Origin of the sequence: Pseudomonas sp. FP2254 (assembly GCF_030687695.1) — a bacterium.
In the GTDB taxonomy this organism is placed as follows: Bacteria; Pseudomonadota; Gammaproteobacteria; order Pseudomonadales; family Pseudomonadaceae; genus Aquipseudomonas; species Aquipseudomonas quebecensis.
In genome coordinates, this window is record NZ_CP117444.1 from 1,301,339 (window position 1) to 1,310,904 (window position 9,566).

A 9,566-nucleotide genomic window follows, 5' to 3' on the forward strand; every position below is an offset into this window, starting at 1 on the left:
GATGTCATAATGAGCTGGTTTGATATAAGTGCTGACAACCTGCGCTACGTTGTCAGTTCTGGTGGTGATTCTGAAGCGATATATGACGGTATTGCTGCTTCAACTTTTTCAAGTTTGGGATGGTGGATTTACGCTGTTTCTATAGTAGGTATTCTATTGGTCGGGTACTCTATATTTTCGAGTATGAAGAAGGTAGAAGTAAATCTTGGTAGCTACTGGAAATTTGCGATTGTTTTGTCTTTGGTTTTTTGCACCTATTCAGCTTTTTTCGTAATGCTTTTATGGGATGTTCCTTTTGGTCTCATTGCTTCAAAAATGAGGGATGGGACTTTCGGTGACAGCTTTGGTACTTTAAATACATTGTTTTCAGGCATGGCATTTGCTGGTGTGCTCATAACCCTTTTGTTTCAGCGAAAAGATTTGTCCGAAACCCGTGCGCAAATTGCACATCAACAAATTGAATCCCAATTTTATAGCATGCTGGACTTGCAGCAGGAGGTCGTAAGGAACTTCGATTTACAGCAAAGAGGTGCTAGTGAGATAGTGTCCAAGGGTCGGGACTGCTTTAAACATTGGGCTCGCTGGATCCCACATCATTATGACCGGGAGGAGGGGTCTCATGAAGAGAAGATGGCGAAATCTGTCGCGTCACTCATTGAAAAGCATAAAGCCGATTTAGGGTTGTATTTTAGAAGTCTCTACTCCGTATTTAGGTTTGTCCATAGTTGCGAGCATAAAGATAGAGCGCAATTCGGCTTGGTTGTCCGCTCCCTATTGTCAGATTATGAGCTGATAGTTCTTTTTTATAACTCGTTAAGTCCTCGCGGAGAGAAATTCAAGAGGTTTATTTATGAGTTCGCGCTGTTTGATAATCTCGAGATTGACCTTCTGTTGAGAGATGAGGATATTAATCTGTTCGAGTTTCAAGCGTACGGCAGCAACCGAAAGATTCTGGAAGAACTTTTAGTAAGCCCTTCCGGAGACTGATTATTTCGAGCTTCAAGTGCCATGATCTCCGCCTAAGCTTCTTCAGAGTCGAGCCGTGATGCTTGGCGCTGGCCGTGGCTGTAGAGTTGGTGCGCCACGTTTTCGTCAACAACGATTTCGTGGCGCGGATAACGCAAGAACTCGATCAGCTCGTTGTCGCACATCAAGTCCATCTTCATGATCGCGATCTGTAGAATTTCGCTGATGATTGGAACCTTGCCGCGCAGCCGGATACGCTCCATGGCCTGCTCGATGCCCGGCCTGACCTTGTGCCGCAACTCCTTTTCGGCGACCGCCAGGCGTTTCTGCGCAGCCTTGGCTGACCGTTCCTGTACTGATTTGGCCATGGCCTACCTCTTCTATTCCGCTGGCCGGCAGTGCGGCCAGGTTTGTCGTTTGCGTTGCTGGGTGCGGGCTATGCGGCGCATGAGTCGACCTTTACCTGGCGCCAGGCGCCGACGGCTTCGAATATCCGCGCGGCGTGCGCCTCGTCCAGCGATATCGCTTCGGGTATAGCGATCCAGCCCGAGGCCACCATCTGGCTCTGGTTGGCTTCGTTGCGCAGTTGCTTGTAGCAATGCTCGATCACGTCGGCCAGGTGGTCGGATAGATAAACGCCATTGGGTGCGATCTCCACCGACTTGCTGTAGCGGTCGCCGCGGGCGTCAATGCAAAGCGCTCTGAGGTAGATCGTCCACCGGTGGGGGATACCGCAAACGGCCTGGCCGATCTTCCCCGGTGCGATGTTCTTCAGCGACTTGTAATTGATCATGCCCTGGCGGTCGCTGGGGTCGATGTTCACCACTGCGACGTGGTTGGCGGCCAGCAGCGACCGGCAGGACCGGTCAATGCGTGCTTTGAGATTGTGGGGTTTGCGCTTGCTCATAAAGCCTCCGCGAGTTTGCGCAGTGCTTCACGCTCGGCCCGGGTGATGGGCGGCTTGCGGCGCTTGAGGATGGTTGTCGGGTCGATGAATTCCGAACGCTTCGCCGGGTCTGGATTCATCGGCGGACTATCGCCTATGGTGAGCTTGCCGCCGGCGGCCAGATGACGCCGGACCTGACTGGAAAGCTCCAGCGCTTTCTCGCGCCGAAACTCGATGTCTGATTTCAGGTTGCTGATCATGCTGCCGCCTTGGCCAGCGTCACCCCGGCCATGCTGAAGGTTGATCCCTGCTCGGCGACCATAGCGTCGAGCACTTCCCAGTTGACCAAGAGAACGGTGATCGGCGCCTGACCATATGCCACGGCTTTCACCAGGGCCTCGAAGTCAGTCACGTTGGCCTGCAGCGTTACCTGCTCGACGGTATGGCTCGCCACAGGCTTTGTGGTCTGTCCAACGGGTGCCGCTGCCTGGACCGGAGCAGTGCGGACAGGCTCTGGTGTTGCCACCTTCTCAACGACCGGCTCCGGCTTGATGGCCGCCAGGCGCTGGGCTTCCTGTTCTTCAGCAATGCGCTTCGCGTCGGCCTTTTCCTTCTCCGCCTTCTGGTGTTCGGAGATTCGGAATTTGATCAGCGTCACCAGGTCATCGTTGGCTTTGGTGACCAGCTGCTGCACGTCGCTGAACAGGAAGGCGTAATCAACGGCGAGCTCCGCCAGGCTGGTCAGGTTCAAGCGAATACTGTCCGCTGCCTGACTTGCATCTATCTTCGCCCGGGCCAGTTCGGTATCAACTGCATCCTGAAGGCTGGCGATAGTGCGCTTGCTCTTCATGGCGCCGGCGAAGTCCGAAACGACATGAGGCAGCGTGACTTTGCCAAGGGTCTTGTTGATTGCGGCGATGTGATCCGCCAGGGCGAGCTCGGCTTTTTGCTTGATGTTGGTCTTCACCAGCAGCTCTTGAGCCTTCACCAGCTTGTCGACTTTCAGTCGAGTCTCGCGAGCATGGGCACTGATGCGATCCAGCGACGAAAACAGCTCGTCGATGCTTTGGGTCTGCGAGAGAGCCTGTTTCTTGGCGACCGACACGGCCTCTTCGACATCACCGCACCACTTGACCGCCTTCTTCGCATCGGCGAAGTCCTGGTCGGTGGAGAGCGTGGTTTTCACCGAGTCGATGACGGCCAGAGCCGAATCTTCAAACACCTTCAGGTTGCTGGCGGTAACCATGCCGGTCAGCTCGATGCGCAGGGCTGGCAGTTCGTCAGGTGCCTTGCCGACGACGATTGAAGGCGCGTCGGCCATCTCGAAGTGGGCCAAGTCTGCCTCGAACTGTTTCCAGCCTTCGATCAACTGGGCCGCGCGCCCGGCGACGGGCCGGTACTCCATGTGCACGAAGTTCTCCGGCGTGCCGTCCGAGCAAACAAAGATGACCCGCTCAGCGCCGCTCACCAGCAGTTGCTGCTCAAGCTGCCAGTAATAGTGCGGAGCCAGGTCGCCGGCCCTCACCTGGGCCACGACCGACTCATTCCACAGTTTGTGCTCGAACAGTGTCTCGCCGAGCATCGTGGCGCCGTCCATGGAGGCGAGCAGGTTGCCCTCCGTGGCGACGATCGGATAAAGCTCTTCGCCGATCAGTGCTTCGGCCAACGGCCGGGCCATGGCTTCGGTTGCGTGGCCTTTGTCGAAGATAAACTGCTGCGAGGGCGTTACGTCCGGCGTGATACCGGTCTTCTTGGCCATCAGCAAGTCGGTGCGGGATTGGTACTTCGACGCGCCCATCATTGCCGGGGCTTCGGAGGCGGTGCGGTACTTGGCGCGAAGGGCAAGCCACTCGGCGGAGCCTTGAGCTACGTTGTGAATTTTCATGCTGCGTCTCCATCGAGGGCTTTGAGGTTGGTGATCTTTTCAATCTGCGCCGGGCTCAGCGTGTACTTGCTGCTGATGGTCGCAATGAGGTGTTCAGGGCTGGTTCGGTTCGAGTCGATCAATGGCTGCCACTTCACGATGTTCTCGGTCAGCAGGTCGTCGGAGTAGGCGGGCAGCGCTTCCGGTTCAGACTGGGCTTGCTGTCGTGGGCTGACATCGCGCGCCGGCTCCTCGAATGCCTTGCCCTCCATCTCATCCGCCGTTGGCGCCGATCCAACTTCAGGGAATGCTTTGCGCAGGGCCTGTGCCTCGGCGCATTTGGCGAGCTGGGCAAATGCTCGACGCTTCCACATGGCGTTGGGCGCCGCAGTGTCCTTGCTGGCTGTTGCGTAGTTTTCGATCCAACGCTCGTTGGCCGTGTATTCGGCAACCAGGCCGTTGCTCATCTGCCGCTTGACCGTCACGCGGCACCATTCGGGATACGTGACTTCAACGCCGCTCAGCTTCGCCGTTACAGGAGGGCCATATTCAGGCTCGCTGATACCTGCGTACTGGCCGGTGCGCGCCGCCTGGATGCGGTACAGGCCGATGCCTGGCATCACCGTGTCCTGCATCTTTTTCGTCTTGGAGTTCCAGATCGGAACGATGTGCACAGGCTTCAACATCGGATCCAGGTGCGCGGCCTGGCAGTAGGCCAGGACCATCACAACCGAGTTCTTTTCTGCGCCGGGGTAGAGGCTGCTGCTCAGCACTTCAACGAGCGCGGCCTCCGACAGTGCAGGAAAGTTTTCGTCCTGCTTCATTATTGCGGACATGGGGAATCCTTGCCGCGATGCTCGCAGCGATCGAGATGAAAACTAGTGAGAAAAGACTGCTGGTATTCAGATATACGAGGTTGATAGGATCACAGGCCGATAACTCACAAAGGGACTTGTCATGGCCAAGAAAAAGGCGCCTCCATCCTTCCTAATTAAATTTGAACCGATGCGGGTTTCAATCGAACATCGCGGGAAAGGGAGTAAGTTTGGAAAAGCTGATTCACTTTATATTCGGACCGAGCACGGCGTGGCGTCCATTCAATACGCCGGTGATATCGCGGAAGATGCTTACAATCTGATCCAAATGCCGAGCGAACCTGAGTTTTTACGAAAGCTGGCCAAACAACTGAAGGCTTTAGCGAAGAAACTCGACCCTACTGAGTGATTCGATCAGCGAGTGCGCTGAGCAACATCAGGAAGGTGAAGAGTGCGAGGGCAGAAAAGGAGCCGTGCCAGATGAGCAGGCGCCGGTTGCGCTGGCGGGTTGTCAAGGCCGAATCCTCACCGCAATCCGACCACCTTTCATGGTTGGCGCTAGGCGCTGCGGCAGATCCCGCACCAGGTCCTCACGCTTGCGACCTATCAGCTCGTTGAAGGGAAGGCCGAAGCCCAAAATGGCGATGCGGCGCTCAACTTCATCGAGCTGCTCGTCTATCAGTGATTTAACCGGTGCGGTGGTCATGCGGCCTCCTTGCGGAGCCTGGTGATTTTCAGCAGGCGCTGGCAGTAGTGGTTGAATTCGTCGACGGTGATTGCGTCGCCGGTGAGCATGTTTGTGATCATCCGTACCACGACGGCTTGGGCGCCTGGCTCGCTGCTGGGATGCTCAAGCGCTTCAAGCGCCTCATCGATCAGGATGTGCGGGCTCATACATCGGCATCCACGTCGTCTTCGCGCTCTTCGCGTTCCGCCGCTACAGCGTCTTCGGCGTAGGGCCGCAGCAGCGCTACAGCGAGCTTCTCGACTGCTTCAATGGGCTTTTGCTGGCCCAGCAGGTCGGCAGCGTGGGATCGGGCATCGCTCTGGCTGCCGAGCATTGCCGACAGCAGTAGGCGGGCGAACGAATCACGCTGGTCCAAGCCGTCGATCTGGCGCTGGTTTAGGTGACCCTGCAGGACAGTGCAGAACCGGTCGAACGTCACCACCTGCGGCTGGCCGTAGCGGCGCCTCCACTTGATGTCGACGCCGCACACCAGGCGCTCTGCCGAATGCTCAAGCCAGTCCGTGACCTCGTCGCTGTCGCTGACCTCTGGAGGCAACCGAGCGTCGTAACGCTCCTGGCATATCTTCAATGCTGCGTTCATGGTCGCCCCCAGGCTCACCTGATTGATTCGTAACCGCCGCCATCGCTGGCCCCGTAGTCCATATCGGAAAGGCCATCCATGGCGTCTTCATATTGATCGCGGTTGTTTTTCTGGAACATGGCTCCAGCCAGCACGCCACGAATCCACTTAGGCGGCTTCTTTTTCTTTTTGCCGGACGGGTTTATCAGGGGCATTGATGGGAGAGCCCCAAGCCGCTGTGAATACCGGACGATGTTCGGTATGCGCCTCGGTGCCGGTGCGTCGCTGCGGGCAACGCCGAACTCTCTGAACTTGGCAGCGCACGACTTGTTGCAGCACTTCGCCCAGCCGCGCGCGCGGTCTGCCGTGCGCGCGGTAAACGTCTCAGCGCACCATGCGCAACTCACTTCAACTGTTGCGCTCATGGCGACCTCCAGTGTTTGGGGTTAGGCGGAAACAACGACCGGAACAGCTTCACGAAAGCGCGATGGGCTCCAGTCGCACGATTCGTCAGCCGGGATATGGCCGAACATCGCGGTGCAGCGCTTGCAGTGCACGCAGTCGCCGCAGGTTTTGCCCTCGGGCAGGTTCATCTGGTCAGCGTTGTTCGCCGACCTTGGGTAGGGCGCTCGTTGCTCGCTCATGACTCTCTCCATTCGTTGGTTCACCTGTATTCGTTCAACACTCATTCCTCCCGCTGGTTGCCGATGGGCGCGGGGGAGGAGTGCTGACGTAATAGAGGTGGAATAAAGAAAGCCCGGTTGGACGTCCGGGCTTTCGGATGCAGTGGTTTGTATTTTTTGGGCGGGGCCATCAGCGCCAGAACGCAGACAGACCCGATCTAGAACGCCAGCGCTCACGATGGAAGCGCAAGGGACCGGTTGGCAGGCCGTCATCAGGTGGCGGTTCTGGCCGCGCATGGCTGAGCGCTGCGCCGATCAGGAACAGTAGGAGCATGGTGATCTCCGGTTGGGTTGGGTGATGCAGGTGGGCGGTTATAGGCCGTAGTTTCGTCCGCATCGGGGTGTGAACTGCATGACGTTTGTCTGCCTTTGCTCTCGCGCTGGCCGGCGGTACTCAGTTCACACTCCGATGCGGCCTGGTGCTTGGGAGTACCAGGGCCTCGGGCAGTTAACGACAGGCTGTCGTGGCGCTGGTTGTTCAGTCGTAAAGCCCGTAGCTCAGGTCATCCGTATCGCAATCGATCAAAAGTATTGCGTTGCCGAAGTACAGGGCTGCCAACATGCGCTCCCACTTCGAATAAACCTGCATGTTGATGGCTAACTTTTTGTCATCCAGCTTTGCGCTGTAGACCTCGCCGAAGGCGATGGTTGGTTTCCACCGATCGCCGGTTTCACGTTCGCCTTTGATGCTCACGTGCAGAGCATGTTTTAGGCTGTAGTTGCTGCGTGAGGATGACGAGTAGTGGCTGCTCCGGTAACTGCCTTCTGGCTCCGGATCGAAGTAGATGTGAAGTATTTTGTGTGAGTAGCTGCCGTCTCCTTCTTCAACACGGATTTCCGGGCGCTCCCATTGGCCTTCTGCTGCGCTGTCCTTGTGATGCTCGATGAATTCGTCGAGCAGGGCCTTCAGCGATACCTCGCCAGCTATCAGGCCATCGCCGGTAAGCACCTCAGTGATCGACTTGTCCGCCTGCTCCAAGATGATTGCACCCAGGCCAGCCGCTTCCCACCGCTGACGAAGCGCATTCGCCACGACTGCGTTGTAACGCTGAAGGTCGAACACGTCGGAGACGTTGGCCGGCAATGCAGCCTTGACAGCCTCCTTGATGGCTCCGCCGAAATCGCCGTAGGAGCGGAAGGTGTCGCTAACAACTTCTTTGAACAGCTTTTCGATACCCTCGTCGATCAGCTCGCGCGGGCGGTCTGACTGGGCGTATGCAGTGACGCGCTCGGCAAGCAGCGCTTGAAGGGTTTGTTCGCTCATTTGAGGCTCCGTGCTTGATCGGTTGTTTTCCCGATGCCCACCGCTCTGGATGGGCATCAGTGAAAAGGTCCGTCATACCAAAACGTTGTTGTCGTACTGCCTGGCGCCTGTGTCGCAGTGGCTATGCCCTTGGGCAGCGGCGTCATAGTGGTAGAACAGCGAACCAGTAGCGCGGCACTCTCCACTGTCTTCGTCGGCGATCACGACAGCCGTGATCCGAGTGTTGCGAGCGCTGCTAGTGAAGTGAGCGGTGTATTCGCCCAGGCGTGCGATGGTCTTTCCGTTTTCTTCAGTGCTGGTGAAATTGAACATTGCATCGCCCCCCAGGGCTCGGCTGTCATCCCAAGCAGCCCTCGCGAGAAGGCTGCTCAGTGATGCTTTCCGCCGTGACCCGCTACTGGCGTCAGTCACCGGCTTAAATCAAATGCTCTTCCAGCCGCGGGCCTTTCGGCTTGTTCTCCCGCTGGATAACTGTTCTTGGCGCTTTACGCTGCACGCCCGGGTCAGTTGCCAACCCTCTGAACCGTTTAGGCCGGTTCATCGCTGCCTTTGAATCTGAGCCGGTGGTGATCCGGCAAGGGTGAAGCTGTGTGGCTAAAGAGCTGGTCAGGCCCTGAGGCCCTGGCGAGTCCCTGTTGGGTGACTCGATGGAGTTAATTTAGCCCCAAGCTAAAATATCGTCAATAGCTCCAAGCTAAATATTTAGCGATAGGCGAAATTTAACAAGGCTTGGCTCCTCTGAAAAGCCTGATGAATGGCCGTTTGAGCGCTTTACGCAACGCTTAGCAGTGCGCTATGATTTTTCTTAATCTGTATGTATATACAGTATTTGTGGGAGGGATAAATCGTGGCGAAGACGGCGAATACAGCAGTACGGCAGGAAATGAGCGGCATGGCACGCTTGGGGTTACGCGTCTCATCGATGATCAATCACCCCGTGGCGCAGGCGCAGCGCTGGGTGACGATTCATCGCCTGGACACGGATGGGGATCGGGAGTGGGAAGAGGTTCTGAGCGTGATCGCTGATACCGACGAGCTCGAGCTGACGCTCAATGACGATGGCAGCGTGACGGTGAGGTGGGAGCAGCAGGAAGTCGAGGTGGCGGGGAGGGGAGAGGTCGAGTTTGAGCCAGAAGAAGAGGCAGCGCCTTTCTGACTGACAAGAAAAAGCCCGCGCTTTGCGGGCTCACTTAAGAATGGTTAGTCAGTCTGTAATCGGCGGGTACTTGCCGCTAACCGAGTCCCTGTAAACAATCTCGCTGAACAACCTGGGGCCGTCGCGCATTGCGACCAGGGCCTTCTTTGCCTCTTCCTTCGTTTCAAATGGGCCGGCACCCACTGCCAGGCCGATCATTGGAACAACCGGAAGTCCGGTGCTGGTAATTGCCTCAATGGTTCGCAGCTGTTCTTCTTCGTCACGGCAGGCAGTTGATGCGACCCATCCATTTTTAAGGCGCGGGGCGGCTACTGGCTCAACATCGGCGCCGCAGTGCTTGCACTTGACCGCAGCAGTCTTGATGCTCTCGGCACACATAGGGCAGGGGCGAGTATCTTTCTCTACCTGGACGGCAGCAGGGGAGCTTTTACCGCCCAGCAAAACCATGAGAAGGCCTGCGAGCGCAATCACTCCGCCAACAATGGTGTGGATCTGGCGGTCGGCCATGAGCCCTAGGTTATTCACTCGGCCGCCGGCGCCGGTAGGTACGGATACATCCATGCTCAGCGCGAAGATCAGCCAGCACGCGCCGACGATCAGCGCGAATATCCCAAATCCTTTCATT

General features: G+C 57.0%; 16 protein-coding genes. 3 read left to right on the forward strand and 13 right to left on the reverse strand.

Features of this window, described 5'->3' with window-relative positions; translation table 11 throughout:
* The first annotated feature begins 9 nt into the window (after window positions 1–9).
* Complete coding sequence (locus PSH94_RS05760) at window positions 10–987, forward strand: putative phage abortive infection protein (RefSeq protein WP_305436773.1); 978 nt, start codon at window positions 10–12, stop codon at window positions 985–987.
* A gap of 32 nt (window positions 988–1,019) precedes the next feature.
* On the opposite strand, the gene PSH94_RS05765 is transcribed toward PSH94_RS05760, so the two are convergent.
* The 5 genes from PSH94_RS05765 to bet all read right to left on the reverse strand — a co-directional run bounded on the left by PSH94_RS05765 (window position 1,020) and on the right by bet (window position 4,540).
* Entirely contained in the window at window positions 1,020–1,334 is a 315-nt protein-coding gene (locus PSH94_RS05765) for a hypothetical protein (protein WP_305436776.1), read from the reverse strand.
* Between the two features lie 68 nt (window positions 1,335–1,402).
* Entirely contained in the window at window positions 1,403–1,873 is a 471-nt protein-coding gene (locus tag PSH94_RS05770) for a hypothetical protein (protein ID WP_305436777.1), read from the reverse strand.
* On the reverse strand, window positions 1,870–2,112 hold the full coding sequence (locus tag PSH94_RS05775; protein WP_305436778.1) for a hypothetical protein: 243 nt from the start codon (window positions 2,110–2,112) through the stop codon (window positions 1,870–1,872). The genes PSH94_RS05770 and PSH94_RS05775 overlap by 4 nt, the downstream gene beginning before the upstream one ends.
* Window positions 2,109–3,737 (reverse strand): YqaJ viral recombinase family protein, encoded by a 1,629-nt coding sequence (locus PSH94_RS05780; protein ID WP_305436780.1) that lies wholly within the window; start codon window positions 3,735–3,737, stop codon window positions 2,109–2,111. Before PSH94_RS05780 ends, PSH94_RS05775 begins: the two co-directional genes overlap by 4 nt.
* Window positions 3,734–4,540 carry a phage recombination protein Bet gene (gene bet / locus PSH94_RS05785; RefSeq protein WP_305436782.1) on the reverse strand — a complete coding sequence of 269 codons (807 nt, stop codon included), beginning with the start codon at window positions 4,538–4,540 and terminating at the stop codon, window positions 3,734–3,736. Before bet ends, PSH94_RS05780 begins: the two co-directional genes overlap by 4 nt.
* Before the next feature lie 133 nt (window positions 4,541–4,673).
* Here bet and PSH94_RS05790 point away from each other — a divergent pair, with 133 nt between their 5' ends.
* Entirely contained in the window at window positions 4,674–4,940 is a 267-nt protein-coding gene (locus PSH94_RS05790) for a hypothetical protein (protein ID WP_305436783.1), read from the forward strand.
* A 102-nt stretch (window positions 4,941–5,042) separates the two neighbouring features.
* On the opposite strand, the gene PSH94_RS05795 is transcribed toward PSH94_RS05790, so the two are convergent.
* From PSH94_RS05795 to PSH94_RS05825, 7 genes are all read right to left on the reverse strand, one after another.
* Window positions 5,043–5,237, reverse strand: a complete 195-nt coding sequence (locus PSH94_RS05795) for a hypothetical protein (protein WP_122736550.1) — start codon at window positions 5,235–5,237, stop codon at window positions 5,043–5,045.
* Window positions 5,234–5,425: a hypothetical protein gene (locus PSH94_RS05800; protein WP_104503097.1), complete on the reverse strand. Its 192-nt coding sequence runs from the start codon at window positions 5,423–5,425 to the stop codon at window positions 5,234–5,236. The genes PSH94_RS05795 and PSH94_RS05800 overlap by 4 nt, the downstream gene beginning before the upstream one ends.
* Window positions 5,422–5,859 carry a hypothetical protein gene (locus tag PSH94_RS05805; protein WP_305436786.1) on the reverse strand — a complete coding sequence of 146 codons (438 nt, stop codon included), beginning with the start codon at window positions 5,857–5,859 and terminating at the stop codon, window positions 5,422–5,424. The genes PSH94_RS05800 and PSH94_RS05805 overlap by 4 nt, the downstream gene beginning before the upstream one ends.
* Window positions 5,860–5,873: 14 nt before the next feature.
* On the reverse strand, window positions 5,874–6,263 hold the full coding sequence (locus tag PSH94_RS05810; RefSeq protein ID WP_177054292.1) for a hypothetical protein: 390 nt from the start codon (window positions 6,261–6,263) through the stop codon (window positions 5,874–5,876).
* Window positions 6,264–6,284: 21 nt separating this feature from the next.
* On the reverse strand, window positions 6,285–6,482 hold the full coding sequence (locus PSH94_RS05815) for a hypothetical protein (RefSeq protein WP_305436788.1): 198 nt from the start codon (window positions 6,480–6,482) through the stop codon (window positions 6,285–6,287).
* A 517-nt stretch (window positions 6,483–6,999) separates the two neighbouring features.
* Window positions 7,000–7,785: a hypothetical protein gene (locus tag PSH94_RS05820; RefSeq protein ID WP_305436789.1), complete on the reverse strand. Its 786-nt coding sequence runs from the start codon at window positions 7,783–7,785 to the stop codon at window positions 7,000–7,002.
* Window positions 7,786–7,857: 72 nt separating this feature from the next.
* Window positions 7,858–8,097: a hypothetical protein gene (locus tag PSH94_RS05825; protein ID WP_305436791.1), complete on the reverse strand. Its 240-nt coding sequence runs from the start codon at window positions 8,095–8,097 to the stop codon at window positions 7,858–7,860.
* Window positions 8,098–8,668: 571 nt separating this feature from the next.
* On the opposite strand from PSH94_RS05825, the gene PSH94_RS05830 reads away from it, so the two are divergent.
* Window positions 8,669–8,941, forward strand: coding sequence for a DUF1654 domain-containing protein (locus PSH94_RS05830; protein WP_305437718.1), 273 nt, complete (start codon window positions 8,669–8,671; stop codon window positions 8,939–8,941).
* 48 nt (window positions 8,942–8,989) lie between these two features.
* On the opposite strand, the gene PSH94_RS05835 is transcribed toward PSH94_RS05830, so the two are convergent.
* The gene (locus PSH94_RS05835) at window positions 8,990–9,565 is read right to left on the reverse strand and encodes a hypothetical protein (protein ID WP_305436793.1); all 576 of its coding nucleotides are present in this window, start codon (window positions 9,563–9,565) and stop codon (window positions 8,990–8,992) included.
* Window position 9,566 lies beyond the last annotated feature (1 nt).

Excerpts from the sequence above, each read along its gene's own strand:
- bet (WP_305436782.1), bottom strand. The coding sequence starts at position 4,540 with ATGAAGCAGGACGAAAACTTTCCTGCACTGTCGGAGGCCGCGCTCGTT.
- PSH94_RS05760 (WP_305436773.1), top strand. The coding sequence starts at position 10 with ATGAGCTGGTTTGATATAAGTGCTGACAACCTGCGCTACGTTGTCAGT.
- PSH94_RS05790 (WP_305436783.1), top strand. The coding sequence starts at position 4,674 with ATGGCCAAGAAAAAGGCGCCTCCATCCTTCCTAATTAAATTTGAACCG.
- PSH94_RS05835 (WP_305436793.1), bottom strand. The coding sequence starts at position 9,565 with ATGAAAGGATTTGGGATATTCGCGCTGATCGTCGGCGCGTGCTGGCTG.
- PSH94_RS05765 (WP_305436776.1), bottom strand. The coding sequence starts at position 1,334 with ATGGCCAAATCAGTACAGGAACGGTCAGCCAAGGCTGCGCAGAAACGC.
- PSH94_RS05775 (WP_305436778.1), bottom strand. The coding sequence starts at position 2,112 with ATGATCAGCAACCTGAAATCAGACATCGAGTTTCGGCGCGAGAAAGCG.
- PSH94_RS05770 (WP_305436777.1), bottom strand. The coding sequence starts at position 1,873 with ATGAGCAAGCGCAAACCCCACAATCTCAAAGCACGCATTGACCGGTCC.
- PSH94_RS05800 (WP_104503097.1), bottom strand. The coding sequence starts at position 5,425 with ATGAGCCCGCACATCCTGATCGATGAGGCGCTTGAAGCGCTTGAGCAT.
- PSH94_RS05780 (WP_305436780.1), bottom strand. The coding sequence starts at position 3,737 with ATGAAAATTCACAACGTAGCTCAAGGCTCCGCCGAGTGGCTTGCCCTT.
- PSH94_RS05830 (WP_305437718.1), top strand. The coding sequence starts at position 8,669 with ATGAGCGGCATGGCACGCTTGGGGTTACGCGTCTCATCGATGATCAAT.
- PSH94_RS05810 (WP_177054292.1), bottom strand. The coding sequence starts at position 6,263 with ATGAGCGCAACAGTTGAAGTGAGTTGCGCATGGTGCGCTGAGACGTTT.
- PSH94_RS05815 (WP_305436788.1), bottom strand. The coding sequence starts at position 6,482 with ATGAGCGAGCAACGAGCGCCCTACCCAAGGTCGGCGAACAACGCTGAC.
- PSH94_RS05805 (WP_305436786.1), bottom strand. The coding sequence starts at position 5,859 with ATGAACGCAGCATTGAAGATATGCCAGGAGCGTTACGACGCTCGGTTG.
- PSH94_RS05820 (WP_305436789.1), bottom strand. The coding sequence starts at position 7,785 with ATGAGCGAACAAACCCTTCAAGCGCTGCTTGCCGAGCGCGTCACTGCA.
- PSH94_RS05795 (WP_122736550.1), bottom strand. The coding sequence starts at position 5,237 with ATGACCACCGCACCGGTTAAATCACTGATAGACGAGCAGCTCGATGAA.
- PSH94_RS05825 (WP_305436791.1), bottom strand. The coding sequence starts at position 8,097 with ATGTTCAATTTCACCAGCACTGAAGAAAACGGAAAGACCATCGCACGC.